Origin of the sequence: Streptomyces sp. NPDC006610, from assembly GCF_040611575.1 — a bacterium.
Taxonomy (GTDB): Bacteria; Actinomycetota; Actinomycetes; order Streptomycetales; family Streptomycetaceae; genus Streptomyces.
In genome coordinates this window covers 1-24,987 of the sequence record NZ_JBEXOP010000030.1, presented here as the reverse complement: position 1 = coordinate 24,987, position 24,987 = coordinate 1, and the positions used below count along the sequence as shown (strand labels likewise).

The 24,987-nt window shown below is 73.5% G+C and carries 21 protein-coding genes and 1 pseudogene; 7 read left to right on the top strand and 15 right to left on the bottom strand.

The window, feature by feature from the left end:
• Positions 1 to 300: 300 nt before the first annotated feature.
• Positions 301 to 1,740, top strand: coding sequence for an endo-1,4-beta-xylanase (locus tag ABZY13_RS23170; RefSeq protein WP_356633703.1), 1,440 nt, complete (start codon positions 301 to 303; stop codon positions 1,738 to 1,740).
• A 159-nt stretch (positions 1,741 to 1,899) separates the two neighbouring features.
• Here the strand turns inward: ABZY13_RS23170 and ABZY13_RS23165 are convergent.
• Both ABZY13_RS23165 and ABZY13_RS23160 read right to left on the bottom strand, forming a co-directional pair.
• Positions 1,900 to 2,022: pseudogene (locus ABZY13_RS23165) on the bottom strand (aldehyde dehydrogenase family protein); the annotation flags it as partial.
• A gap of 215 nt (positions 2,023 to 2,237) precedes the next feature.
• Positions 2,238 to 2,858 carry a TetR/AcrR family transcriptional regulator gene (locus ABZY13_RS23160; RefSeq protein ID WP_356633701.1) on the bottom strand — a complete coding sequence of 207 codons (621 nt, stop codon included), beginning with the start codon at positions 2,856 to 2,858 and terminating at the stop codon, positions 2,238 to 2,240.
• Positions 2,859 to 3,037: 179 nt separating this feature from the next.
• Between ABZY13_RS23160 and ABZY13_RS23155 the strand changes: the two genes are divergently transcribed.
• Positions 3,038 to 3,694: a peroxiredoxin-like family protein gene (locus ABZY13_RS23155; RefSeq protein WP_356633699.1), complete on the top strand. Its 657-nt coding sequence runs from the start codon at positions 3,038 to 3,040 to the stop codon at positions 3,692 to 3,694.
• 7 nt (positions 3,695 to 3,701) lie between these two features.
• On the opposite strand, the gene ABZY13_RS23150 is transcribed toward ABZY13_RS23155, so the two are convergent.
• On the bottom strand, positions 3,702 to 4,475 hold the full coding sequence (locus tag ABZY13_RS23150) for a restriction endonuclease (RefSeq protein ID WP_356633697.1): 774 nt from the start codon (positions 4,473 to 4,475) through the stop codon (positions 3,702 to 3,704).
• A 220-nt stretch (positions 4,476 to 4,695) separates the two neighbouring features.
• Between ABZY13_RS23150 and ABZY13_RS23145 the strand changes: the two genes are divergently transcribed.
• Entirely contained in the window at positions 4,696 to 6,255 is a 1,560-nt protein-coding gene (locus ABZY13_RS23145; protein ID WP_356633695.1) for a carbohydrate-binding protein, read from the top strand.
• Positions 6,256 to 6,376: 121 nt separating this feature from the next.
• Here ABZY13_RS23145 and ABZY13_RS23140 read toward each other — a convergent pair whose 3' ends face one another.
• Positions 6,377 to 8,413 carry a sigma-70 family RNA polymerase sigma factor gene (locus ABZY13_RS23140; protein ID WP_356633693.1) on the bottom strand — a complete coding sequence of 679 codons (2,037 nt, stop codon included), beginning with the start codon at positions 8,411 to 8,413 and terminating at the stop codon, positions 6,377 to 6,379.
• Positions 8,414 to 8,690: 277 nt separating this feature from the next.
• On the opposite strand from ABZY13_RS23140, the gene ABZY13_RS23135 reads away from it, so the two are divergent.
• Positions 8,691 to 9,617: an SMP-30/gluconolactonase/LRE family protein gene (locus ABZY13_RS23135; protein ID WP_356633691.1), complete on the top strand. Its 927-nt coding sequence runs from the start codon at positions 8,691 to 8,693 to the stop codon at positions 9,615 to 9,617.
• Positions 9,618 to 9,796: 179 nt separating this feature from the next.
• Positions 9,797 to 12,181 (top strand): excinuclease ABC subunit UvrA, encoded by a 2,385-nt coding sequence (locus ABZY13_RS23130; RefSeq protein ID WP_356633689.1) that lies wholly within the window; start codon positions 9,797 to 9,799, stop codon positions 12,179 to 12,181.
• Between the two features lie 146 nt (positions 12,182 to 12,327).
• Here ABZY13_RS23130 and ABZY13_RS23125 read toward each other — a convergent pair whose 3' ends face one another.
• Both ABZY13_RS23125 and ABZY13_RS23120 read right to left on the bottom strand, forming a co-directional pair.
• On the bottom strand, positions 12,328 to 12,888 hold the full coding sequence (locus tag ABZY13_RS23125) for a TetR family transcriptional regulator (RefSeq protein WP_356633687.1): 561 nt from the start codon (positions 12,886 to 12,888) through the stop codon (positions 12,328 to 12,330).
• A 10-nt stretch (positions 12,889 to 12,898) separates the two neighbouring features.
• Positions 12,899 to 13,483 (bottom strand): sugar O-acetyltransferase, encoded by a 585-nt coding sequence (locus tag ABZY13_RS23120; protein WP_356633685.1) that lies wholly within the window; start codon positions 13,481 to 13,483, stop codon positions 12,899 to 12,901.
• Between the two features lie 93 nt (positions 13,484 to 13,576).
• On the opposite strand from ABZY13_RS23120, the gene ABZY13_RS23115 reads away from it, so the two are divergent.
• Positions 13,577 to 14,041, top strand: a complete 465-nt coding sequence (locus ABZY13_RS23115) for a hypothetical protein (RefSeq protein WP_356633683.1) — start codon at positions 13,577 to 13,579, stop codon at positions 14,039 to 14,041.
• 141 nt (positions 14,042 to 14,182) lie between these two features.
• Here the strand turns inward: ABZY13_RS23115 and ABZY13_RS23110 are convergent, their stop codons facing one another.
• The 9 genes from ABZY13_RS23110 to ABZY13_RS23070 form a co-directional block, all read right to left on the bottom strand.
• Positions 14,183 to 15,274, bottom strand: a complete 1,092-nt coding sequence (locus ABZY13_RS23110; protein ID WP_356633681.1) for a zinc-binding dehydrogenase — start codon at positions 15,272 to 15,274, stop codon at positions 14,183 to 14,185.
• Positions 15,275 to 15,373: 99 nt separating this feature from the next.
• Positions 15,374 to 15,982: a DinB family protein gene (locus ABZY13_RS23105; protein ID WP_356633679.1), complete on the bottom strand. Its 609-nt coding sequence runs from the start codon at positions 15,980 to 15,982 to the stop codon at positions 15,374 to 15,376.
• 86 nt (positions 15,983 to 16,068) lie between these two features.
• Positions 16,069 to 17,163 carry an LLM class flavin-dependent oxidoreductase gene (locus tag ABZY13_RS23100; RefSeq protein ID WP_356633677.1) on the bottom strand — a complete coding sequence of 365 codons (1,095 nt, stop codon included), beginning with the start codon at positions 17,161 to 17,163 and terminating at the stop codon, positions 16,069 to 16,071.
• Between the two features lie 23 nt (positions 17,164 to 17,186).
• Entirely contained in the window at positions 17,187 to 18,206 is a 1,020-nt protein-coding gene (locus ABZY13_RS23095; RefSeq protein WP_356633675.1) for an LLM class F420-dependent oxidoreductase, read from the bottom strand.
• Positions 18,203 to 19,909 carry an ABC transporter substrate-binding protein gene (locus ABZY13_RS23090; protein ID WP_356633673.1) on the bottom strand — a complete coding sequence of 569 codons (1,707 nt, stop codon included), beginning with the start codon at positions 19,907 to 19,909 and terminating at the stop codon, positions 18,203 to 18,205. Before ABZY13_RS23090 ends, ABZY13_RS23095 begins: the two co-directional genes overlap by 4 nt.
• Entirely contained in the window at positions 19,906 to 20,706 is an 801-nt protein-coding gene (locus ABZY13_RS23085) for an ABC transporter ATP-binding protein (protein WP_356633671.1), read from the bottom strand. The genes ABZY13_RS23090 and ABZY13_RS23085 overlap by 4 nt, the downstream gene beginning before the upstream one ends.
• Entirely contained in the window at positions 20,696 to 21,517 is an 822-nt protein-coding gene (locus ABZY13_RS23080) for an ABC transporter ATP-binding protein (protein WP_356633669.1), read from the bottom strand. The genes ABZY13_RS23085 and ABZY13_RS23080 overlap by 11 nt, the downstream gene beginning before the upstream one ends.
• Entirely contained in the window at positions 21,514 to 22,371 is an 858-nt protein-coding gene (locus tag ABZY13_RS23075; RefSeq protein ID WP_356633667.1) for an ABC transporter permease, read from the bottom strand. The genes ABZY13_RS23080 and ABZY13_RS23075 overlap by 4 nt, the downstream gene beginning before the upstream one ends.
• A complete protein-coding gene (locus ABZY13_RS23070) occupies positions 22,368 to 23,318 on the bottom strand; it encodes an ABC transporter permease (protein ID WP_356633665.1) in 951 nt (316 codons plus the stop codon). Before ABZY13_RS23070 ends, ABZY13_RS23075 begins: the two co-directional genes overlap by 4 nt.
• Positions 23,319 to 23,938: 620 nt before the next feature.
• Here ABZY13_RS23070 and ABZY13_RS23065 point away from each other — a divergent pair.
• A complete protein-coding gene (locus tag ABZY13_RS23065; protein WP_356633663.1) occupies positions 23,939 to 24,805 on the top strand; it encodes a response regulator transcription factor in 867 nt (288 codons plus the stop codon).
• The last annotated feature ends 182 nt before the right edge of the window (positions 24,806 to 24,987 follow it).

Sequence of the window (24,987 nt, the reverse complement as noted above, 5' to 3'; positions counted from 1 at the left end):
CAAGGCCTGCAGCAGAACTGCCCACGCAGCACGCCTGCTTCGGCTTCCGAAAATTTCGAGTGGCGGTCGTAAATTTTTCTGCGAGCAGTATTGACGGTTCATCGTCAACGCCTCAATCATCCTGTCTGGGAGACCGGCCAAAGTTCGATATGTCGAACGAGGGTCTTGGGTGAGCTGCACTGCCACGGCAGGTCCACGCACAGCCGGTTCCCGGCCCGCCCCGTCCGACTGTCCAACGGGAGCGGACGACGCATCACCCTGCGCTTCAGTCCTTCTGTGATTATTTTGGAGGCACAGCCCATGGGCTCCTATGCCCTTCCCAGAGCCGCTATCGGCCGGAGGATCCGCGGCCTGCTGATGACGTTGGTGGTCGGCGCCGTCGGCACGGCCGCCGCACTGACCGCGCCGCCGGCCGCACACGCCGCCGAGACCACGCTCGGCGCCGCGGCGGCGCAGAGCGGCCGCTACTTCGGCACCGCCATCGCCTCGGGCAAGCTGGGCGACTCGGCGTACACGACGATCGCCAACCGTGAGTTCAACTCGGTCACGGCCGAGAACGAGATGAAGATCGACGCCACCGAACCGCAGCGTGGCCAGTTCAACTTCACCGCCGCCGACCGCGTTTACAACTGGGCGGTGCAGAACGGCAAGCAGGTGCGCGGCCACACCCTGGCCTGGCACTCCCAGCAGCCCGGCTGGATGGCGAACCTGAGCGGCAGCGCGCTGCGCCAGGCGATGATCGACCACATCAACGGCGTGATGGCCCACTACAAGGGCAAGATCGCCCAGTGGGACGTCGTGAACGAGGCGTTCGCCGACGGCTCTTCAGGAGCCCGGCGCGACTCCAACCTGCAGCGCACGGGCAACGACTGGATCGAGGTCGCCTTCCGGACCGCGCGCGCCGCCGACCCGGCCGCCAAGCTCTGCTACAACGACTACAACGTGGAGAACTGGACCTGGGCCAAGACCCAGGCCATGTACGCCATGGTGCGGGACTTCAAGCAGCGCGGCGTGCCGATCGACTGCGTCGGCTTCCAGGCGCACTTCAACAGCGGCAGCCCCTACAACGCGAACTTCCGCACCACCCTGCAGAACTTCGCCGCTCTCGGCGTCGACGTGGCCGTCACCGAACTCGACATCCAGGGCGCCTCGGCCACGACCTACGCCAACGTGGTCAACGACTGCCTGGCCGTCCCGCGTTGCCTCGGCATCACCGTCTGGGGCGTGCGCGACATGGACTCCTGGCGATCGGGGGACACGCCGCTGCTGTTCAACAACGACGGCAGCAAGAAGCCCGCCTACACCGCGGTGCTCAACGCACTCAACGGCGGCTCCACACCTCCCACGGACCCCCCGCCGGGTGGCGGACAGATCAAGGGCGTCGCTTCGGGCCGCTGCCTCGACGTGCCCAGCGCCAGTACCACCGACGGCACCCAGGTCCAGCTGTGGGACTGCCACAGCGGCACCAACCAGCAGTGGACGCACACCACCGCCGGCGAGCTGAGGGTCTACGGCAACAAGTGCCTGGACGCCGCCGGCACCGGCAACGGCGCCAAGGTCCAGATCTACAGCTGCTGGGGCGGCGACAACCAGAAATGGCGCCTCAACTCCGACGGATCGATCGTCGGCGTCCAGTCCGGCCTCTGCCTCGACGCCGTCGGGGCCGGAACCGCCAACGGCACCCTGATCCAGCTCTACACCTGCTCGAACGGCAGCAACCAGCGCTGGACCCGCGCCTGACGGGAGCCCCTGCCAACGACGGGGTCCGAAGGTCCTTCGTCGAGTCGGCGATCCGTTCGCACCGAGGAGTGGGGCCAGGCCGATCCTGGCCCCACTCCTCTTGTACGTCCGGCCGCCCGGCACACGACGAGGCGGCCGGACAACCGGCCTCACCTTCCAGAAGAAGCCGAGTTTCCGCGGGCTGTAGTAACAGAGGATGTTCTTCGTCTGCTGGTAGTGGTCCAGCATCATGCGGTGGGTCTCGCGGCCGATGCCCGACTTCTTGTAACCGCCGAACGCCGCGGCGCCCAGCGGCGCCACTCGTCCTCCAGGACCGCCCTGCGCCGCCGTGGGCCACTGCGCTGTGCCATGCGTCTTCCTCCGCCGTCCGACGTCCGCCGTCCGAGGGATACGACCGGGAGCGCCGCCTCGCGGTGTGTGCGTGATGCGGTGTGTCCGCGATGACGCCGCACCGCGGCCCCGGCGTCAACGCCGCGGGCCGGGCGGGCAGTGCGGCGTCAGGACCGAGGGCGCGTCGCGGTCGTCCCGGACGTGCCCGTCACCGCGTCGAGGGCCGCCGTGACCGTGGCGTGCAGCTGCTGTGCGTCGACTCCCGCGCGGGAGCGGATGTTGACGCCGTGCGCGAGGAGGGCCAGGAACTCGGCGGCGGACGCCGGGTCCACTCCGTCGGCGAGCTGGCGCAGCCCTTGTGCCGTGCGCAGGGCCGAGTGCAGGGCGTCGCGCAGGTGCGCGTGCTGGCGGTCGAGTACGGCGCGCAGGGCGGGGTCGGTGTTCTCGGCGCCCGCGTGGGCGTTGGAGATCATGCAGCCCCAGCGGGCGTACGCCCCGGTGCAGCGGGACTCGATGAGGTTCGTGAAGAACTCCGTGACGGCGGGCAGTCCGCGGTCGTCCGCCGCCAGCCGGGCGAGGACCGGGCGGGAGCGCTGCGCGACGTAGCGTTCCAGGGCCGCCAGGTACAGCTCCTGCTTGCCGCCGAACGTGGCGTACAGGCTGGAGCGGTTGAGGCCGGTCGCGTTCACGACGTCCTGGATTCCCGTCCGGGCGACGCCCCGGCGCCAGAACAGCCGGACCACCGTGTCGAGGACGGCGTCCGGATCGAAGTGCTTGGTGTCCGGCATCCGCGCCCATCCCGCCTCGTCGATCGGTCTCGCCGTCCTGCCGCCGCGCCGGCGTCGAGCCATTCCGGGACGGCGGTCCCAAGATAACTCTCCGGCGTTGACTCGGAGTGCGCTCCACCACCTATCTTGAAACGGTCGTTCCAAGTTCATGCCGCCAAGTCCCCCCGGAGGGAACACCCGTGAGCGTCAACGCCGAACTGCGCGCCTTCTTCGACAGCCGTCAGGAGCACATCCCCGCCGAGATCCGTGCCATCCTCCAGCGCGGGGTCGATGAACTGGCCGAGTCAAGGCAGGCGGAGCGTGCCCTGACCGTGGGCGCCAAGGCCCCGGCCTTCACGCTGCCCTCGGCCACCGGGCTGTCCGTCTCGCTGACCGAACTCCTCTCCGGCGGACCGGTGGTGCTGACCTTCTACCGCGGCTCCTGGTGCCCGTACTGCAACATCACCCTGCGCTCCCTGCGGGAACACCACGACGCCGTCATCGCCCGCGGCGCGCGGCTGGTCGCCGTCTCCCCGCAGATCCCCGACGAGTCCCTGTCCCTCGTGGAGAAGCACCAGCTCGCCTTCGACGTGCTCAGCGACGTCGGCTGCGACACGGCCAAGCAGTACGGTCTCGCCTTCGACATGCCGGAGGATCTCGCCGCCGTGCACGAGAAGTTCGGCATCGACCTGGCCCGCTCGAACGCCGGCCACCCGCGCACGCTGCCCATGCCCGCGACGTACGTCATCGACCGGGAGGGCGTGATCCGCTGGGCGTTCGTGCACCACGACCACACCGTCCGCGCCGAGCCGGCCGACGTCCTTGCCGCACTGGACGGCCTGGACCGCGTCGGCTGACGGCCGCTCACTCCTCCCGGCGGTCCCAACCCGCCCATGGAGTCGGGCCGTTGCCCTCGCACCAGGCGATCAGGGCCCGCCCGTCCACGCACACGATGCCGCACTGTCCGGCGTACTCCAGGGCAGGCGCCGTGAAGTCGCCGGTGGTGACGACGACGGCGAGGTCGGCCTCGTGGACGGTGAAGCAGGTGCCTCCGAAGCGCTGGAGGTCCTGTGAGCCGACCTTGTTCTCCTCGCCGTAGCGCTTGCACTGGACGACCAGCCGCCGGCCGTCCGGCGCAAGCGCCACCACGTCGGCGCCCAGGTCTCCCGCCCCGCCGACCACCTCGACCTGCGAGCAGCCGTCACGCTCGAGCAGGCCGGCCACGGCCTGCTCGAACTCCTCCGGGCTCAGGGCGTCGTGGGCGAGGACGCCGTCGGCGGCGCCGGGCGGTGACGGCGGGCCGGACGACCCGTCCCGCGGGAGGACGGCCGTGTGCTCCAGGTCCTCCAGCGCCGTCGTCGTGCCCCGCTCCAGCGCCTCGGCGGCCCGCCGGGCGAGCCTCGCCGCGGAGCGTCTGCGGAGGCGTCCACGTCCGTGACCGACGGCCGCTGCCAACCCCACGGACAGCAGGGCCCCGGTCCACACGGGACGCTGCTCCAGCGCATCCGCCGCCGCGCGGCCCGCCAGCCCCAGGGCGATGAGCACGGTCGCCAGGAGGGCGAAGAACACGGCCGTGGAGCGCAGGTCGAAGCGGCGCCCGCGATGGATCGGCCGGGTGCGGTGCTCGGGACTGATCATGCACGCCGATTGCCCTCGATCGGGACTTTCACCCGTGCGAGTGATGAGCCGACCAGCGCGCTCACATGCGTCGACGTTCAGGTAAGTGAACGACGATCAGCGACGCAACCGTTGACGCGCCCATGGCAAGCGCTTACCGTCCAGGAAAAAGCGCTGCGGTTCACAACGGGGGTCGTGCGCCCCTCGTCGGTCGAGCCCACCACACCGGGAGACATCAACGATGCACCGCACACCCGTTCTTGCCTGCGTCGGCCTGCTGGCCGGCACGCTCGTCGCGCTGTCCGGGAACACGGCCCAGGCGGCGACCACCCGTTACGAGGCCGAGAGTTCCCCGGCGGTCTGCACCGGGAGCATCGACTCCGACTGGTCCGGCTACTCGGGCACCGGATTCTGCAACGCGAACAACACCGTGGGCGCGTACGCGCAGTTCACCGTGAACGCATCGGCCGCCGGCACGGCCACGCTCGGCATCCGCTTCGCCAACGGCAGTTCCACCGCCCGACCGGCGAACCTCACCGTCAACGGCGGCGCGGCCACCACCCTGTCGTTCGAGGGCACCGGAGCCTGGGCGACCTGGGTCACCAAGACGGTGACCGTCCCGGTCGCCTCGGGCAGCAACACCATCCGCCTCAGCCCCACCACGTCGGGCGGCCTGCCCAACATCGACTACGTCGACGTCGAGACCAGCGGCACCACCACCCCGCCGCCCACGTCCTCCGCCCTCTACGTGGCGCCGGACGGCACCGACGGCGCGGCCGGCACGGAGGCGGCCCCGACCACGCTCACCTCGGCCATCAGCCGGATCACCCCGGGCGGCACGATCTACCTGCGCGGCGGGACGTACCGCCACTCGCAGACGGTCACCATCCCGGCCGGCAACAACGGCACCGCGAGCGACCGCACGGAACTCCTCGCCCACCCCGGCGAGACCCCCGTGCTCAACTTCTCCGCCCAGACGGAGGACCCGGCCAACCGCGGCCTCGCCGTCAACGGGTCCTACTGGCACGTCAAGGGCCTCGTCGTCGAACGCGCCGGCGACAACGGCATCTTCGTCGGCGGCAGCAACAACATCATCGAGCGCACGGTCACCCGCTACAACCGCGACACCGGCCTCCAGCTCTCCCGCATGCTGTCCACCACGCCCCGAGAGCAGTGGCCTTCCAACAACCTCATCCTGAGCGCGGAGTCGCACGACAACGCCGACTCGGACGGCGAGGACGCCGACGGCTTCGCGGCCAAGCTCACCACCGGGAGCGGCAACGTCTTCCGGTACGCCGTCGCCCATCACAACATCGACGACGGCTGGGACCTCTACACCAAGTCGGACACGGGCGCGATCGGGCCGGTGACCATCGAGGACTCCCTCGCCCACACCAACGGCACGCTCAGCGACGGCTCCCAGGCCGGCAACGGCGACCGCAACGGATACAAGCTCGGCGGCGAGAACATCAAGGTCGACCACGTCGTCCGGCGCAGCATCGCCTACCGCAACGGCAAGCACGGGTTCACGTACAACAGCAACCCCGGCACCATGACGGTCTCGGACAACGTCAGCGTCGACAACGCCGAGCGCAACTTCAACTTCGACGGCGGCACCTCGGTGTTCCGCAACAACACCTCCTGCCGCAGCGGCAGCGGCACCAACGACCGGATCATCGGCAGCGCCGACGGCTCCAACCAGTTCTGGTCGGGCTCGAACGGCTCCCGCTGCTCCTCCTACGCGGGCACGCTGAGGTGGTCCTTCGCCTCGGACGGCCGACTGGTCGTCACCTTCGGCTGACGCCGACGCCGTTGAACGCCCGGCCCACCCGGCAGTCCGTCCGGGCGGGCCGGGCACCGGTGCGGCGCCGGCCAGGGGCACCGGCGCCGCGGCGGCCACCGTCGAGAGATCGCGGCCGAGGTCATGGCGCCGACCGGAACGCCCTGCCCTGCGGCGTCAGCGTGCCGCCCGGCCGGAACAGCGTGGTCCCGGGCCCCGACTCGTCCGTCCCGAGCCCGAACCAGGCATAGCGCTGGAGGTAGGGCAGCCCGGCGAGCATCTTCGTGGCCGACGTCAGGAAGGCCGCCTGCTCCTCGTCGGCCGGGTGGCGCACGCCCTGCGAGAAGTCGATGAGCGCGAACTCGGTCAGCCAGATCGGCTTGCCGTACCGCCGGTGCACGGCGTCCAGGTAGCCGCGCAGCTGTTCCACCGCCGCCTCGGTGCGGAAGTCGGCGCCGTACCAGTGCAGGGCGATGAAGTCGACGCGCAGGCCCCGCTGTTCGGCCCCGGTCATGAACCGGTCCAGCCAGCCACCGGGCCGGTCGCCCCCGTAGGCCACGGCCGGGCTGCCCAGGACGCTGCCGGTCGACTCCAGGCGGGGCCACAGGTCGAGGGCCTGTTCCACGCTCATGTTCGCCTGGGAGTCGAAGTCGGGCTCGTTGAAGCCGAGCAGGTAGGGACCGGCGGCCTTCGCCTCCGCGAGGGCCTGAGGGGTGACGCTGTCGGCTCCCCAGATCATCGGCACGAAGTCGGCGCCGCCGGCGGACGTGATGCCGGGGTGGCGGGTGGACCAGGTGTAGTACCAGCCCGCCCCGGACTGCCGCAGCGCGTCCTGCGCCCCGGAGAACGACCACACTCCGACGCCCTTGCGCTGCGTGGACACCACCGGCGACGCCGCTTCGGGCGCGTCGGCGGCCTTCGGCGCCTCGGACTTCGACGCGCGGGGCGACGCGCTCGCCGAAGCGGACGGCTTCGCCTTCCGCTCGGTCGCCGAAGGGCTGGGCGAGACAGGCGCGCTGCGCTCCCGCGCCGTCGCGGACGCGGACGCCGGGCCGGCGGCGGGCCGCGCCCCGCTGTCGGGCGCCGCCGTCGGGCCGCCGTCCCGCGACGGCGTCAGGACCCACGCACCGACGACGACGGCGGCGGTGGCCATGGCGGCGACGACGGCACGGCCGTGCCGCGCGCGCCCCGCGGTGCGGCGCCGGTGCCCGGGCCGCACCGACCGGGACCGCGGCGGGGCCTGCGGCGGCGCTACGGAGGGCGACGAGGCGGACGCGCGGGCGTCGGCAGGTGTGGCATCCGGCGCGGCCTCGGCCGGTACGGCGTCCGGCGCGGCCTCGGCGGCCCGTGCGGCGCCCATCGCGGCCTCGGCCCGTACCGCCTCCAGCGCGGTGTCGTGGAGCCCTGCCGGCGGAACCAGCAGCGGCAGACCGACCAGCAGGCGCGCCACCGGAAGCAGCCCGTCGCCCTGCTCACCGCACCGGCGGCAGTCGCGCAGGTGCCGGGCGATCCGCTTGCGCCACAGCGGACTCGGCCGCGCGTCCCACGTCCGCGTCACCTCGGCCAGCTCCGCGCAGACCGGCTGCGCGGCCAGTGCCCGCACCACGGCCCGCCCGGCGTCGAGCTGCTCCTTGAGCCGCTGGATCCGCACCGCCGTGTGCCGGCCGGACAGCCCCAGCGCCTCGCACACCTCGGCACGCGTCAGCTGACCGGTCTCCTCCAGCCACCACAGCGAGAGCACTTCACGGTGATCGCCGTCCAGCCAGCGGGTGGCCTCGACGACCTCCCGGCGGTCGTCGCGCAGTTGCAGCCGCAGGACGGTGAGCGACGCGAAGTCCGAGGCGGGGTCGGCGAGATGCGCGGCCACGTCGATCGGCTCCTGCGTACGCCGCTGCTGTTGCCGGCCGCGCATCCAGTCCCGTATCTGCCGCACAGTGATGGCCACCATCCAAGACCGGTACGCCGTGGGGCGTTCCAACCGGTTCAGGCTGCGCACCACCCGCAGCAGCGTTTCCTGCACGACGTCGTCCACGTCCTGGTGGCCGTCCAGCGCGCGCCCGACGAGGTTGTAGACGAGCGGCAACGACTGCGACACCAGCCCTTCGACCGCTCGTGGATCGCCGGCGCAGGCAGCGGACACCAAGGCGGCGCCGGGGTCGTGCCCGTGGTCTGTGCGCATGGAGCGTCTTCTTCCTCTCTGATGCCCTGGGGCGGTACCCGGGCCGGACGATCGTCGTCCGCCCACTATGGGAGACGGCGGGGCGCCCGCGCGACAACGGAAATCGCGCTGCACGCCCTGCCCGCCGTCCGACCCGGCCCGCCCCGTGCGCGGTCGGGCCCGGCCCCGCCCCGGTTCGCCCGGCCCCGTCCGCGAGCAGGCCGGGGGCGGTTCACGCATACTCTGGTGCCGGAAGAGATCGACGGCGATGTGCGCGACGAGACGGTGAGGTGGGCGGATGCCCGGCGAGCGACCGGAACTGTACGAGGTCTTCGACGAACGCTTCCGCACCGGCAGGTGCACCGCCGGCGACTCCCGGCTGGAGGTCCTCTTCGACGGTTGCCGCTGGGCCGAGGGTCCGTTGTACGTCCCCGCCGGGCGCTACCTGCTCTGGAGCGACATCCCAAACGACCGCCTGCTCCGCTGGGACGAGACCACCGGCGAGGTCGGCGTCTTCCGCTCGCCCGCCGGTCACCCCAACGGCAACACGCTGGACGGCCAGGGCCGCCTCGTCACCTGCGAGCAGGGCAACCGCCGGATCACCCGCACCGAGCACGACGGCTCCGTCACCGTCATCGCCGAGCGCTACCGGGGCAAGCGGCTCAACAGCCCGAACGACGCCGCCGTGAAGTCGGACGGCTCGATCTGGTTCTCCGACCCCGACTTCGGCATCATCAGCGACTACGAGGGCCACCGCGCCGAGAGCGAGATCGGCGCCCGCAACGTCTACCGCGTGGACCCGGCCGACGGAGAGGTCCGCCTGGTCGCCGACGGCTTCGACGGCCCCAACGGCCTCGTCTTCTCCCCGGACGAACGCCGGCTCTACGTCTCCGACAGCCGCGCCAACCACATCCGCGTCTTCGACGTCCGCGACGACGGCACGCTCGGCGAGGGCGAGGTCTTCACCGAGTGCCGCCTCGGCAAGTTCGACAACATCCGCTTCGACGACGCCGGACGCCTCTGGGCCGCCGCCATGGACGGCGGCGTCCACTGCTACGACCCGGACGGCACCCTCCTGGGCCGCCTCCTGGTCCCCGGCGTGGTCGCCAACATCCGCTTCGGGGGACTCCGGCGCAACCGCATGTTCATCGCCGCCGACACGACGCTGTACTCCGTCGTCCTCTCGGTCACCGGCACCCCGCCCCTGCCGACCGCCCGCCGGTGACCCGGCGGCGCGCAGGAGCGGAAACGACGAGCGTCGGACGAGCGGGAATCGAGAAGCGCCGGACCCGCGCCCTTGCCTAGGCTGGCCGGCGAAACCAAGCCCCCGCAGCCGGTCGGACACGCGCCCGGCGAGCAGCGCACGGCCGCGCAGGCGGCCCCGCCCGACGGATGGAGACAACGATGAGCAAGGCCACGAGGACGGACACACGGCCGCCTGCGCGGCACGCCGCCGACAGCCACGACATGATCCGTGTGCATGGGGCCCGCGAGAACAACCTCAAGGACGTCAGCATCGAGATCCCCAAGCGCCGGCTGACGGTGTTCACCGGCGTCTCCGGCTCGGGCAAGAGCTCGCTGGTGTTCAACACGATCGCCGCCGAGTCCCAGCGGCTGATCAACGAGACCTACAGCGCCTTCGTCCAGGGCTTCATGCCGACGCTGGCGCGCCCGGAGGTCGACGTCCTCGACGGCCTGACCACCGCCATCACCGTCGACCAGCAGCGGATGGGCGGCGACCCGCGCTCCACCGTCGGCACCGCCACCGACGCCAACGCCATGCTGCGCATCCTCTTCAGCCGGCTCGGCGAGCCGCACATCGGCCCGCCCAGCGCCTACTCCTTCAACACGGCCTCCGTCCGGGGCAGCGGCGCGATCAGCGTCGGCTCCAAGCAGGCGGTGAAGGCGACGTTCACCCGCACCGGCGGCATGTGCCCGCGCTGCGAGGGCCGTGGCACGGTCTCCGACATCGACCTCACCCAGCTCTACGACGACTCCAAGTCCATCGCGGAGGGCGCGTTCACCATCCCCGGCTGGAAGTCGGACAACGTGTGGACCGTCGGCCTGTACGCCCAGTCGGGCTTCCTCGACCCCGACAAGCCGATCCGCGACTTCACCGAGCGGGAGCTGCGGGACTTCCTCTACCACGAGCCGACCAAGGTGAAGGTCAACGGCGTCAACCTCACGTACGAAGGACTGATCCCCAAGATCCAGAAGTCGTTCCTGTCCAAGGACAAGGAGGCGATGCAGCCCCACATCCGGGCCTTCGTGGAGCGCGCCGTCACCTTCACGACCTGCCCCGACTGCGACGGCACGCGGCTCAGCGAGGGCGCCCGGTCCTCGAAGATCCAGGGCATCTCCATCGCCGACGCCTGCGCGATGCAGGTCAGCGACCTGGCCGAGTGGGTCCGCGGCCTCGGTGAGCCGTCCGTCGCCCCGCTGCTCGCGGCGCTGCAGCACACCCTGGAGTCGTTCGTGGAGATCGGCCTCGGCTACCTCTCCCTGGACCGCCCCGCGGCCACCCTCTCCGGCGGCGAGGCGCAGCGCGTCAAGATGATCCGCCATCTCGGCTCCTCGCTCACCGACGTCACCTACGTCTTCGACGAGCCGACCGTCGGCCTGCACCCGCACGACATCCAGCGGATGAACAACCTGCTGCTGCGCCTGCGCGACAAGGGCAACACCGTGCTGGTCGTGGAGCACAAGCCCGAGGCGATCGCGATCGCCGACCACGTCGTGGACCTCGGCCCGGGCGCCGGCACGGAAGGCGGCGCCGTCTGCTACGAGGGCACGGTGGAAGGCCTGCGGGCGTCCGGCACGATCACCGGCCGCCATCTGGACGACCGGGCCGCGGTCAAGAAGTCGGTCCGCAAGCCGACCGGCGCCCTGGAGATCCGGGGGGCCGACGCGAACAACCTGCGCGACGTCGACGTCGACATCCCGCTCGGCGTGCTCTGCGTCGTCACCGGCGTCGCAGGTTCCGGCAAGAGTTCCCTGGTGCACGGCTCGGTCCCGGCCGGCGCCGGCGTCGTCTCGGTGGACCAGGGTGCGATCAAGGGCTCCCGGCGCAGCAACCCGGCGACGTACACGGGACTGCTCGATCCGATCCGCAAGGCGTTCGCCAAGGCCAACGGCGTGAAGCCGGCCCTGTTCAGCGCCAACTCCGAGGGCGCCTGCCCGACCTGCAACGGCGCGGGCGTCGTCTACACCGACCTGGCGATGCTGGCGGGCGTCGCGACGACGTGCGAGGAGTGCGAGGGGAAGCGGTTCCAGGCGTCGGTGCTGGAGTACCGGCTCGGGGGCCGGGACATCAGCGAGGTGCTGGCGATGTCGGTGATCGAGGCGGAGGAGTTCTTCGGCACGGGCGAGGCCCGCACCCCGGCCGCGCACAAGATCCTCGACCGGCTCGCCGACGTCGGGCTCGGCTACCTCACCCTCGGCCAGCCGCTCACCACCCTGTCCGGCGGCGAGCGCCAGCGGCTGAAGCTGGCCACGCACATGGCCGAGAAGGGCGGCGTCTACGTCCTGGACGAGCCGACCACCGGCCTCCACCTCGCCGACGTGGAGCAGCTGCTCGCCCTGCTGGACCGGCTCGTGGACTCCGGGAAGTCCGTCATCGTCGTGGAGCACCACCAGGCGGTCATGGCGCACGCCGACTGGATCATCGACCTCGGCCCCGGCGCCGGCCATGACGGCGGCCGGATCGTCTTCGAGGGCACCCCGGCCGACCTGGTCCGGGCCCGCTCCACCCTCACCGGCGAGCACCTGGCGGCGTACGTCGGCGCCTGACCCCGGGTGAAGGGCAGGGCGGGGAGCCCGTGCGGCACGGCGGTCAGGTCCGTGCCGCACGGGCGGCTGTGGGCGAGCGCGCGCCGGGCCCGGCGCCCGCCGTCCGGTCCGGCCGACGGTCCCTCAGCAAGATCTTCATCAGTCTTCTAGGGATCGCGCCGTTCGCCGGTGGCGGTGATGCGGGAGACGGCCTCCAGGGTGAGGGCGCGGTCGTGCGGTGCGGCGGCGAGCGCCCGGTGCAGGGTCAGGCCCTCGATCAGCGCGTCGAGCTGCCGGGCGGTGTCCGGGTCGAAGTGCTTCTCCAGATGGACCCGGCTGCGGCGCATCCACTCGTGGGTCAGTTCCCGGTAGGCGGGCCGGCGCGCGGCGAGGGTGTACAGCTCCTGGGTGACGACCAGATCGCGGCGGCTTCCCTCCGACAGCGCGTGCACGAGGTCGGCCACCGCCTCCCTCGCCTCGTCGCGGGTGGCCGGGGCGGAGAGGTACGCGTCGAAGACCGCGACGATGTGGTCGGTGAAGCGGCCGAAGGCCTCCCGGAGCAGTTGGTCCATGCCGTCGAAGTGATACGTCATCGACCCCAGCGGCACCCCGGCGCGCGCGGCGATCTTCCGGTGGGAGACCCCGGCGACGCCCTCCTCGGCGATGAGGTCGAGCGCCGCCGCGAGGATGCGCTCGCGGCGCTGCGGATCGGCGTGCCCGGTGGCCATGGCGGGGTGTTCACAGAGTGCGGACCGGGCGGGCCGGGTTGCCCACGACGACGACGTTCGCCGGCACGTCCTTGGTGACGACGGCCCCGGCGCCGACGACGGAGTTGTCGCCGATCGTCACGCCGGGCAGCACGACGGCGCCGCCGCCGAGCCACACGTTGTCGCCGATCGTGATCGGCTTCGCAGCCTCCAGCTTGTCCCGGCGGGGCTCCGGCTCCAGCGGGTGGGTCGGCGTGAGCAGCTGGACGTTGGGCCCGATCTGGCAGTCCTCGCCGATCGTGATCGCCGCTACGTCCAGCGCCGTCAGGTTGTAGTTGACGAAGGTGCGCGCGCCGATCGAGATGTTGCTGCCGTAGTCCACGTACAGCGGCGGCCGTACGTGCGCCTCCTCGCCCAGGGCGCCGAGCAGCTCGGCGAGGACGGCCCCGGCCGCGCCGGCGTCCTCGGCGTACGCGGCCTGGTAGCGGGCGGCGAGCCGCACGGCCCGCTGCTGCCGGCGGGCGATCTCGGGATCGTCCGCGATGTAGAGGTCACCCGCGAGCATGCGCTCGAGGTTGGTGCGGGGGTCCTGGGCGAAGTAGTCCGTCGTCGACATGCGTACGATCGTACGCTCCCAGGGTCCGGCTGTCCCGGATTCGGCCGATCTTGGGGGTCAAGTGCCCTGCGTCCACTGGTAGGTTGACGTGCCATGCGCATCATCGTCACGGTCGAGGGCGACGACTCCGGAAGCGGCCACGAGCTGCGCCGCTGGCTGACGGCCGAACCGGGGATGCGGGGCCGGGTCCGGCCGGCGGACGCGCCGCCGCCCGGCGCCACGGGCGCCGTGTCCGACACATTGGTCGCCCTGGTGGAGCCCGGTGGCATCGCCGCGGTGTTCGCCGGCGCCCTGGTCGCCTGGCTCCAGAGCCGCCGCGGCACCCGGACCGTGACGATCACCCGTCCCGACGGCACGCGGATCACCGTCACGGCCGCCCAGGTCAAGGCCCTGGACGCCCGTCGGGCGGCCGACCTGGCCCGCGAACTGGCGGCCGCGGTCGACGCCGCCGCCCCGCCCGGCGACGATCCGGCCGGCCCGGATGCGCGTCCCCGCGCCCGGAACGCCGACGACACTCCCCGCCCGGACGCCGACGACGGCCGCCCGCCCGCCTCCTGACCCACCCGGTCCCGCCCCGCGCGGACCTGCGCGATGCTCGTCGGCGTCCGGGCGGGCAGGGGCACGCCCGCAAGCGTCGGTGTTCGTCGCTCCCGACGGTCCGCACCGTCCCGCGCCGTCCACACGGGACGGCAGGCGGGGTCAGAACGACGTGATGACCACCCGTGCCGTCCCGGGGTCCTTCAGCGCGGCGTAACCGGCGTCGATCTCCTCCAGGGCGATGCGGTGGGAGACGAGGTCGTCCAGGTTCAGACGGCCCCGCAGATAGAGGTCGGCGTGGCGCGGGATGTCGCGTCGCGGGTTGCCCGAGCCCATGATCACGCCCTGGACGCGTTTCTGCTGGAGCAGCAGGTGGGGCAGGGACAGCCGCAGCTCGCCTCCGCTCATCGCCAGTCCGACGACGTACACCGCGCCGCCGAGGGCGGTCATGGCCAGCGCCTGCTCCGTCGTGGCCGCCGTGCCGACCATGTCGAAAGCGTGGTCCACCCCGCCGCCGGTCAGTTCGCGCACGGCCTCGGCGGCGTCCACGGCCCGGGAGTCGACGGTGTCCGTGGCGCCGAAGGCACGCGCACGGCCGAGTCTGCCGTCCTGGACGTCGACGGCGACGATGCGTGACGCGCCGGCGATCCCGGCCGCGGCGACCGCGTTCAGTCCGACGCCTCCGACGCCGATCACGGCGACGCTCTCGCCCGCCCGGACGCGCGCCGTGGTGAGAACGGATCCCACGCCGGTCAGCACCCCGCACCCCAGGAGCGCCGCGGGGGCGAAGGGCACCTCGCGCGGGACGGCGGTCAGCTGGTGCTCGTGCACCAGGACCTGCTGGGCGAAGCCGCCGAGCCCCATGCCCTGGGTGAGGGGCAGACCGGCGCGGGCGAGCCGGGGACCGTGTTGCGGATCGCGCGTCGTCGCCCCTGGATTGCCGCACTGGTACGGCCTGCCGTCCAGGCACGCGGGGCAGCCGCCGCACCACTGGACGAGGCAGCCGACCACATGGTCGCCGACGCCGAAGTCGGACGCCTGCGGGCCGAGGGCGGTGACGACGCCGGCGATCTCGTGGCCCAGCACGACCGGCGGCTCGTAGCCGGGCAACGGGTGGGCGGCGAGGGTCAGATCGGTGTGACACAGGCCGGACGCCCGTACGTCCACCAGGACCTCACGGCCGACCGGCTCGGCGATGTCGACGTCGTGGACGGCGAAACCCCCGCCCACGACGTCCACCACTGCTGCTTTCACGTTGTCAGCTCCCTGCGCGAGGCGAAACGGGCAAGCCCAGGGTGTCCTGTCGTCGGCGGCGGGACCAGAGGGCGCACGGGCCGGGCCGGACGTGCCCCCTCACGCGCCGCCCGCGCCCGCGCGCTTCGCCGCCTCTCGCGCCTCGCGCTCGAGCCGGCCCCGGTACTCCTCCCACCAGGCCGCATCGTCGGAGGCCAGGCTGTCGTTGTGCTCGCCCAGTCCCACGGCGCCGTCCAGGAGCTCGCGGAGGATGTCCGCGTGTCCGGCGTGCCGGTGGGTGTCGGCGACGACCCGCACCACCGCCTGATGCAGCGTCACCTCGTCCCTGCCGTCGGGCCACCACGGCACCCTGCCGACCGTGTCCAGCGCGAGCGCGTCGATCGTGGCGTCCGAGTGCGCCCACGCCCGCCGGTACAGGTCCACGACGAACTCGCGCGACTCGTCGGCGGTGGCCCACATGTCCCCGTTGGTCTCGGCGGCGTGCTCCAGCCAGGGCAGCGGCTCCCCGGACGGCCGTCCGAACGTGTCGCCGAGGTAGCCCAGTTCGCAGGTGGCCACATGCTTGACCAGGCCCAGCAGGTTGGTGCCGGTCGGGGTCAGCGGGCGGCGGACGTCGTACTCCGGGAGCCCGTCGAGCTTCCACAGCAGGGCGTCGCGCGCGGACTGGAGGGAGGAACGGAGGTCGGCCTTGGGATCGGTTGCCTTCATGGGGGTTCAGTCTGCCCGGTGACCGGCCCGGCTTCGAACGGCCGGCCGGTCACCGGCGATACCTGCCGACCAGGACTCCCGCCGCCTCACCAGCCCCGTCTCGCGTAGGAGGTGTTGCGCGGGGCCGGCGGGACGTACGCGGCGCGCAGCCCGGCGACCAGGGCGCGCCGCAGCGCGCGGTCCTCGTCGGTCTCCAGTGCCATGTCCAGCTGGACGATGTCGACCCCGGCCGCCCGCAGCAGCCCGATCCGGGCGGCGACGGTCTGCGGCGAGCCGACGAACGCGCCGGCGAGAGCCCGGTCGACATAGGCCGGCAACCGGTCGGTGCGGCCGCGTTCGCGGTCCCGGTCGAGCTGGACGGCGTCCAGCCGGCGGGCGGCCTCCGGGCCGGAGGCCGCCCGCAGGACGTCCGCGCGGATACGCCGGGCCCGCGCTTGGGCGGCCTCGTCGGTGGGGCCGGCGACCACGGTGACATGCCGCCAGATCTTCAGGGTCCTGCCGTGCGCCGCCGCCGCGGCGCGCGCCCGCGCGATGTGCCGGCGGGTCGCGCTGAGCGGCAGGGACGGCACCGCGTACACATCGGCGTGCCGCGCCGCGAGTTCCACGCCCTCCGGCGACGAGCCGCCGAACGACAGCAGCTCCGCGCGGGGCCGCGGCGACAGCCCGGAGCGGGCGCCGCGCACGGTGTAGAACTCGCCGTCGTGGTCGAAGTCCTCCCGGGCGTGCAGGGTGCGCCGGAACACCTCCAGGTACTCGCCCGCCCGGCGGTAGCGGTCCGCCTTGCCGAGCAGGTCGCCGTCCCGTGCGACGTCGGCGTCGCTGGAGCCGACGATGACGTGCGCGGCGGCCCGCCCGCCGGACAGCCGGTCCAGGGTGGCCAGTGTCCGCGCGGCCACCGTGGGGGCGGTCGTGCCCACCCGGTGGGCCACCGCGACGCGCAGTCTGCCGGTCGCGGCAAGCGCCCAGCACGCCACCAGCCACGGGTCCGGCCACGAGCTGGACTGCACGACCAGCGCGCTGTCCAGCCCGTCCTCCTCGTTCTCCCGCGCCGTGCGCGCCACGTACTCCGGGTCCGCGTCGCGGTCGCGCGGGTCGGGTGCGAAGCGCAGGGCCTGCCGCTCCTCGGGCGTGGCCCCGGGCACGGGGGCGGCGCGGACGCCGCCGCGTATGTCCAGCTCCATGACGGACGCCTCCGGTACGGGGGTCAGCGGGCGGCGGCCGGACCGAGCCGGGCCAGGGTGTCCAGCAGCCTGGCCCGGCTGACGAACACCTCCGGCGGCAGGGACACGTACAGCTGGATCGTGGTCACGCCCGGACGGTGGTAGCGCAGGATGCGCTCCCGGCACTCCTCGGGCGAGCCGCTGATGAACAGCCCGTCCACGACCTCGTCGGGCAGTGCCTTCTGCGCTCCCTCGATGTCGCCCTCGGCCCAGCGGGCGTGCGATTCGGCCAGCAGGTCGCCGTTGCCCAGCCACTCGTGGAACTTGCGGTACGGCTCGCGGTTGAGGATCCAGGCGAGGAAGGGCCGGGTGGCCCGGTGGGCGTAGTCGGTGTCCTCGGTGGGGCACACGAACACCTTCACGACCAGCTCCTTGCCCGGCGGCTGCGGCCCGACCGCGTCGAGGACCTTCGGCACGTCCTCGGGGAACAGCAGGTTGGTGATGGCGCCGTCGCCCTCGCGGAACCCCAGCCGCAGCATGCCCGGCCGCAGCGCGCCCAGGATCACCTTGACCGGGTCGGCCGGCGGGTGCGGCAGCCGGTAGCCGGTGATGGAGAAGGTGTCGAAGTCGCCCGCGATGTGCTCGCCGCGCAGCGCGCGGGTGACGAACCGCAGCACGTCCCGGGTCCGCTTGAACGGTTCGTCGAACGGGATGCCGTTGATGTCCGTCACATGCGCGGGCACCGAGGCGCCGATGCCCAGCAGCAGTCGCCCGGGGGCGAGTTGGGCGAGCGTGGCGGCGGTCTGCGCGAGGACGGCGGGGCCGCGGGTGTGCACCGGGACGATGCCGGTGGCGATGCGCAGGCTCGGCGACCAGGCGGCGACGGTCGCCAGCGGGGTGAAGGCGTCGGTGCCGCCGCCCTCGGCGCTCCACACGTCCGTGTAGCCGAGGTCCGGCAGGCGCTCCACCAGGAAGCGGTGGCGGTCGATGGTCAGTCCGGGCAGCGGCAGGGTGACGCCCCACTTGGGCGGCAGACCGGCGGCGGGCGCGGGGGAGAGGGTCATGGGGTCACCCAAACGGTAGTGAGGTCGATGAACCAGGACTGCGGCTGCACGAGGCCGCGCACCTTCGGCGAAAGCGCCCTGGGGTTGAGGTCGTTGACGACGAACAGCCAGGGCGCGTCCGCCGTGACCAGCTTCAGTGCCTCCCGGTAGGCGGCCTCGCGTTCCGTCCGGTCGGTGCTCGCGCCCGCCGTCGCGAGCAGCTCGTCGACCTTCGGGTTGCCGTAGTGCCCGGTCCAGAACGGGCTGTCGGAGCCGATGAACAGCGGCAGCAGCGCCTCGGACTGGAACAGCGTCGTGGACTGCGCGATGGCCTGCGAGCCGCGGGCCACCTCACCCTCGGCCTCCGCGCTGATCAGCGTCGACCAGTCGGTGGTGCGGATCTCGGCCTTGATGCCGACGGCGGCGAGGTCGCGCTGCACGGCCTCGGCGATCGGCACCGGCACGAGGTTGCCGGATCCGCCCGTGGGCACGGTGACCGAGGTGCTGAAGCCGTCCGGGTAGCCGGCCTCGGCGAGCAGCTTCCGGGCCTTGGCCGGGTCGTGGCCGTAGGCGTCGTTCGCCGGGTCGTGGGCGAACGTGCCGTGCGGAGCGGCCTGCCGGGCGGGGCGCGCGGTGCCGTGGAGCAGCTCGTCGGCGATGGCCTCGCGGTCGACGGCGTAGTTGGCGGCCCGGCGCACCCGGGGGTCGCTCCAGGGCTTGGCGGACGTGTCGAGGATCCAGTACCACAGGTGGTCGTAGCTGTTGGTGACGACCTCGGCGCCGTCGGCCTTCAGGCTCGGGATGTCGTCCGGGTTGGGGTACTCGATCCAGTTCACCGAGCCGGAGCGCAGGGCTGCGGTGCGCGCGGCGGCGTCCGGCAGGGCCTTCACGACGAGCCGGTCCAGCCTGGGAGCGCCGCGCCAGTGGTCGTCGAAGCGGGCGAGTTCGATCTGTTCGCCGGGCGCCTGCCGGACGAAGCGGAACGGCCCGGTGCCGACGGGGTGTTCGGAGAACTTCGCGGTCCCGGTCTTGCGCACGGCGGCGGGGCTGGCGATGAGGACGTGGGCGAGGTCCTGCGGGAAGTGGCCGTTGGGCTTCTCGGTGACCAGCCGCACGCGGTCCTCGGCGAGCTTGGTGTACGCGGTGATGCCGCCCGCGTACTCGCCCGCCGCCGCGCCGAGGGCGTCCGTGTAGTACGGGCTCTTCTCGTCGAGGTAGCGGTCGAGGTTGAACAGCACCGCGTCGGCGTCGAAGGCGGTGCCGTCGTGGAACTTCACGCCCTTGCGCAGGGTGAACGTCCAGGTCCTGTCGTCCTCGGCGACCTTCCAGGAGGTGGCGAGGGCGCCGGTGATCTCGGCGGGGCCGTCGGCGCGGGACAGGTCGTAGCGGGTGAGGCCTTCGTACAGCTGGAAGCCGACCAGCCGCTTGCCCTCGTATCCGGCGCCGCCGATGACGGTGTCGGGGTTGGGGAGCTTGCCCGTCGCGCCGATGACGAGGGTGCCGCCGCGCTTGCCGCCGCCCGCGGAGTCGTCGGCGGCCGTGCCGTCGCCGCAGCCGGCCGCGGCGAGCGGCAGCAGCAGCGCGGCGGCGAGGCCGGCGGCCCGCAGGCGCAGGCCCCGCCGCGCCGGGCGCGTCGTGCCCCGCAACTGCGGATCCTGTCTGTGCGGGCGGTGGTGGGACGGTTGCTGATGGTGCGTCATGGAGTCCTCGTCGGGGTGGTTCACGGAGCGGACGGTTCGCCGACCGGAGTCGGCGTGAGGGGCTCTGGGGCGCCGCCGTCGGCGGCGAGCAGGGCGCGGGTGTAGGGGTGGGAGGGCGCGGCCCACAGGGCGGCCGTCGTGCCCTGCTCGATGATCCGGCCCTCGCGCAGGACGACGGCCCGATGGGCGAGACGCCGTACGACGGCCAGATCGTGGGAGATGAACAGACAGGCCAGGCCCAGGCGTTCTTGGAGCTCGCCGAGCAGGTCCAGGATCTGGGCCTGGACGGTGGTGTCCAGGGCGGAGGTCGGCTCGTCGCAGACGATCAGGTCGGGGCCGGTGGCGAGGGCGCGGGCGATGGCGACGCGCTGCACCTGACCGCCGGACAGTTCGCGCGGGTAGCGGCGGGCCAGTTCGGGCCGCAGCCCCACCTTGCGGAAGAGGTCGGCGACGATCTCCGGGCGTTCGCGGCGGGGCGTGCCGTGCACGCGCAGGGTGAAGGCGACCGCCTCGCCGGCGCGCAGCGCGGGGTTGAGGGACCCCCGCGGCTGCTGCGGCACGAACTGCAGCCGCGCCCGCACGCGCCGTCCGGTGGCGCCGCCCAGCCGGTACGGGTCGTGGCCGTCGAAGCGGACGGCGCCGGAGTCGGGGGCGAGCAGGCCGAGCGCGAGGCGGGCCAGCGTCGACTTGCCGGACCCGGACTCGCCGACCAGGCCGACCGTCTCCCCGGCCGCGACGTGCAGGCAGACGTCGTCCAGGGCGAGCCGTCCGCGCCGGTAGCGCTTGGACACGCGGTCGAGGCGGAGCAGGTCACCGGTCATCGCGGGCTCCAGGCTGTGCGGCCACCAGCGCGGCGGCGTAAGGGTGTCGCGGCGCGCCGAGCAACTGCTCCACGGGGCCGGTCTCCACGATCCGTCCCTCGCGCATGACCGCCACCCGGTGGCCGGCCCGGCGGGCGACGCCGATGTCGTGGGTGACCATGAGCAGGGCGATGCCGCGTTCGGCGACCAGGTGCGTGAACAGGTCCACGACGCGGGCCCGCACCAGGGCGTCCAGCGCGGTCGTGGGCTCGTCCGCGATCAGCAGGCCGGGCCCGCAGGCGAGGGCCAGGGCGATCACGGCGCGCTGGCGCAGCCCTCCGGACAGTTCGTGCGGGTGGGCGCAGGCGACCCGCTCCGGGTCGGCGACGCCGGCCTCCTCCAGCGAGCGCAGCGCCAGCGGGCGTGCGGCGCGCCGGCCGTCGGCGATGCGGTGGCGCAGCAGCACCTCGGTCAGCTGCGACCCGATCCGGCGCAGCGGGTCGAGGCCGGCGTCGGGGTCCTGGGGGACGTAGCCGACGCGGCGTCCGCGGACGTCGGACAGGGCGCGTTCGCCGAGGCCGAGCAGGTCGGTGCCGGAGAGCCGGACGGCGCCACGGACGCGTGCGCCGCGTCCGGGCAGCCCCAGGACGGTGCGGGCCAGGGTGGACTTGCCGCTGCCCGACTCGCCGAGCAGCACCAGGGCCTCGCCGGGCCGCACGGTCAGGCTCACCCCGTCGACGGCGCGCACCTCGCCGCCGTCCCCGGTGTGGGTGACGGTGAGGTTTTCGACCTCGAGCCGCTCGGGCGCGGCGGCCGGTGCGGGGGCGCTCATCGGCCCGCCTCCACGGGGAGGGTCCGGCCGGCGCCGGTGCCGCGGCGCAGGGCGTCGCCGAGGGAGTTGAAGACGACGGAGACGACGAGGATGGTGACGGCGGGCAGGACGGCGACCTCCGGGTGGGTCAGCAGGCCCGGCCGCAGCTCGTCGAGCATCGCGCCCCATTCGGCGGCCGGCGGGGGCACGCCCAGGCCGAGGAAGGACAGCCCGGCCGCGTACACGATGGCCAGCCCCACCAGGGACGACGAGTAGACGAGCAGGACCGGCGCGACGACCGGCGCCACCTGGCGCAGGGCGACGGCGAGGGGCCCGGCCCCGGCGACGCGCGCGGCCTCCAGGTACTCGGCGGTGCGGATGCGCCGCACCTCGGCGAAGGCCACGCGGGTCACCGCCGGGGTGAGGACGACGGACAGGGAGACGGCGGTGGCGAACAGGCCGGGGCGCAGCACGGTCGCGACGGTGATCGCGAGGAGCACGCCGGGGAAGGCGTAGAGCACGTCGAGCGTGCGCAGCAGGGCGTGCTCGGTGAATCGGCCGCCGAGCCCCGCCGCGATGCCGAGCAGGGCGCCGGCGACGGTGGCGACGGCCACCGGGAGGATGCCGCCCAGCAGCGAGGGTCCGGCGGCGACGAGCAGCCGGCTCAGCACGTCCCGGCCCTGGGTGTCGGTGCCCAGCGGATGGCCGGGGCTGCCCGGCGGCAGCAGCCGCTCCCGCAGGCTCCCGGCGTCGGGGTCGTGCGGTGCGAGCAGCGGACCGGCCACGGCCACGAGCAGCAGCAGGGCCGCGAGGGCCGCCGGGACGAGCAGCCCGGGACGGGGAAGGCGCGGGAAGGGGGACCGGGAGGACGTCACAGCGCACCCCGCAGCCGGGGGTCGACGAGGGCGTGCGCGGTGTCGACGAGGATGTTGACGCCGACGAAGGCGACGGCGACCAGCAGCACTCCGGCCTGGATGAGCGGCAGGTCGCGGGCGGTGAGGGCGTCGTAGAGCAGCCTCCCCACCCCCGGCCAGGCGAACAGGGTCTCCACGAACACGACCCCCTCCAGCAGATAGGCCAGCTGGAGTCCGCCGATCGTCAGCAGGGCCGGGGAGGCGTTGTGCACGCAGTGCCGCAGCACGGCCGGGCGGCGCAGGCCCCGGGCACGCAGCCCGTCGGCGAGGTCGGAGCGCAGTACGGCCCCGAGGGCTGCGCCGAAGACGCGGGCGGTCAGCCCGAGGGGGACCAGCGCGGCGGCGACGGCGGGGAGCACGAGATGGTGCAGCCGGTCGGCCGTACCGCCCCCGGCGAACACGTCCTGCGTGCCGCCGGCCGGGAACCAGCGCAGCCCCACGGCGAAGACGGCGATGAACAGCAGCGCCACCGAGTACTGCGGCGCGGAGACGGCCAGCGTGCTCAGCGTGCGCGACAACCGGGCACCGGCCCCGTCGGGCCGGGCGGCGCCCAGCGCGCCCAGCAGCGTGCCCCCGGTCAGCACCAGCAGGAAGGCGGCGCCGGTGAGGACGAGGGTGTGCCCGAGCGCCGGCAACAGCAGCTCGCCCACCGGACGTTGCGCCGAGATGGACACGCCGAGGTCGCCCTGGAGCGCGTGCCGCAGCCAGTGCCCGTAGCGCACGGGCAGCGGCTCGCCGAGGCCGAGTCGTTCCGTGAGGCGTTCCCTGGCCTCGGCGGGCGCGCCCGGGCCGAGCAGGGTGGCCACGGGGTCGCCGGGGACGAGGGCGACGGCGGCGAAGACGACGACGGTGACGCCCAGGAGCGTGGGCACGGCGAGCAGCAGCCGCCGGGCCAGATACCGCCTCATCCGTCGGTCTCCCGGTGCGCGGCGCCGGTCCGGCCGGCGGGCGTACGTGGGTGGGCGGTCATGCGACAGGTCCTTCCTGGGGCGGTGCGACGCAGGTCGGCACGGGTGGGGGAGGGGGGCCGGGGCGGCGGCCGTGACCGAAGCGTGCGGGAACGCAACCGGCGTGAACCAGCCAGGCGTTGATGCTGATACCCGTGGTCACAGGATCGGCGGTACGGAATACCCGCGTCCCGCACACACCCGTGACCCGGACCCGGTTGACCCGTGTCGAGCGGCCGAATTACGCTGCCCGCATGGCTTATCGGCGAACCGACTTCACCCTGGTCGGTATCGGCGGCTCGTGGCACCGCAGGACGTTCGACGAGTTCTGTCGTCCGACGGCCGGGCGCTGATCCGACGGCACGTCCCGTCCGCGCCCCCTTCCCGGAACCGGCCCGACCGGCCGCCCCTCCCTTCCCGTTCCGGCCTTTCCCCGGCCCGCGGCAGGAGACGCAGGGGCCGCCCCGGGCACGCGCCCGCCGCCGGGGCCCACCCCGGCCCCGCCATCGCCGAGGGGAACCCCACGTGAAGCCGTACCACCGCACCAGACCCGACTCCCTCACCACTCGGGGGAGTTCACGGTGACGACGCTGACCACCGCCGCCCGCGCGGGCGACCCGCGCATCGTCCGCGCGGAGATAGACAACCCGCTCGACATGATCGCCGGCCACCAGTTGCTGCGCGATCCCGGGGACCGGCCACCGGGGCACCTGCCCCACTCCCGCCGCGAAACGGCCGCCCCCTGCGACTGCGGACACCCCGCCTGCACCGGACCGGCGGCCCACGCCCGCCCGCCCGTCGTCCGCGTCTTCCTCGCCGAGCGACACCCCGTGGCGAGCGCCGGCCTGCGCAGCGTCCTGAACGCCGACCCCGGCATCGCCGTCGTCGGCTCCAGCGGCGACCCGCTCCGGCTGCCGGAGGCGCTGCGGCGCGTGCGGCCCGACGTGGTCCTCCTCGGCAACGGCGGGACGCTCGCGGAGGACCTGGCCCTGATGGCCCGCCTCCGCTCTCCGGACGTCGCGCCCGAGGCGCGCGTGCTGCTGCTGCGCCGGGCGCAGAGCACCGCCGAGGCCAGCCGGATGCTGCTGGCCGGCGCGAGCGGCTGCCTCGCCCTCGACCAGCCGGAGGAGCGGATCATCCGCGCGGTCGGCATCGCGGGCCTCGGCGGCTCGGTGTTCCTGCCCGCGCCGCCCCCGGCCCGCGTCCAGCCGGCCGGACTGGCGCGGGACGCGGCCGAACCGCCGCCCCAGCAGTGCGGGCTCACCGACCGGGAGCGCCAGGTGCTCGCCCAGCTGGCACGCGGCCTCAGCAACGCCGAGATAGGGCGGGAACTCGCCCTGGCCGAGGCGACGGTGAAGAAGCATCTCACCAACGCCATGCGCAAGACCGGCCAGTCCGACCGGCTGCGCGCCGCGCTGTACGCACACCGCCACGGCCTGGCGGGCTGAACCGGCGTACGGCCTCGCCACAGGCGCGCACCCCTGCACAGGCGCCCCCATGCGGGGTCCTTCGCCCGGAGGCGCACTCGCGCCGGCGCCGAGCGCGCACCCCTCACCCGGAGGGGGGGGGGCGCGCCCCCGCCGCCGGGGGGGGCCCCAGCCGCGGGGGGGGCGGGCGCGCCCCGCCGGCC

Bases quoted from the DNA above. Each gene is read 5' to 3' on its own strand.
- ABZY13_RS23085 (WP_356633671.1), bottom strand. From the start codon at position 20,706: ATGACCGGTGACCTGCTCCGCCTCGACCGCGTGTCCAAGCGCTACCGG.
- ABZY13_RS23120 (WP_356633685.1), bottom strand. From the start codon at position 13,483: ATGTCGACGACGGACTACTTCGCCCAGGACCCCCGCACCAACCTCGAG.
- ABZY13_RS23130 (WP_356633689.1), top strand. From the start codon at position 9,797: ATGAGCAAGGCCACGAGGACGGACACACGGCCGCCTGCGCGGCACGCC.
- ABZY13_RS23095 (WP_356633675.1), bottom strand. From the start codon at position 18,206: ATGACCCTCTCCCCCGCGCCCGCCGCCGGTCTGCCGCCCAAGTGGGGC.
- ABZY13_RS23150 (WP_356633697.1), bottom strand. From the start codon at position 4,475: ATGATCAGTCCCGAGCACCGCACCCGGCCGATCCATCGCGGGCGCCGC.
- ABZY13_RS23105 (WP_356633679.1), bottom strand. From the start codon at position 15,982: ATGAAGGCAACCGATCCCAAGGCCGACCTCCGTTCCTCCCTCCAGTCC.
- ABZY13_RS23135 (WP_356633691.1), top strand. From the start codon at position 8,691: ATGCCCGGCGAGCGACCGGAACTGTACGAGGTCTTCGACGAACGCTTC.
- ABZY13_RS23100 (WP_356633677.1), bottom strand. From the start codon at position 17,163: ATGGAGCTGGACATACGCGGCGGCGTCCGCGCCGCCCCCGTGCCCGGG.
- ABZY13_RS23115 (WP_356633683.1), top strand. From the start codon at position 13,577: ATGCGCATCATCGTCACGGTCGAGGGCGACGACTCCGGAAGCGGCCAC.
- ABZY13_RS23170 (WP_356633703.1), top strand. From the start codon at position 301: ATGGGCTCCTATGCCCTTCCCAGAGCCGCTATCGGCCGGAGGATCCGC.
- ABZY13_RS23070 (WP_356633665.1), bottom strand. From the start codon at position 23,318: ATGAGGCGGTATCTGGCCCGGCGGCTGCTGCTCGCCGTGCCCACGCTC.
- ABZY13_RS23125 (WP_356633687.1), bottom strand. From the start codon at position 12,888: ATGGCCACCGGGCACGCCGATCCGCAGCGCCGCGAGCGCATCCTCGCG.
- ABZY13_RS23160 (WP_356633701.1), bottom strand. From the start codon at position 2,858: ATGCCGGACACCAAGCACTTCGATCCGGACGCCGTCCTCGACACGGTG.
- ABZY13_RS23140 (WP_356633693.1), bottom strand. From the start codon at position 8,413: ATGCGCACAGACCACGGGCACGACCCCGGCGCCGCCTTGGTGTCCGCT.
- ABZY13_RS23145 (WP_356633695.1), top strand. From the start codon at position 4,696: ATGCACCGCACACCCGTTCTTGCCTGCGTCGGCCTGCTGGCCGGCACG.
- ABZY13_RS23080 (WP_356633669.1), bottom strand. From the start codon at position 21,517: ATGAGCGCCCCCGCACCGGCCGCCGCGCCCGAGCGGCTCGAGGTCGAA.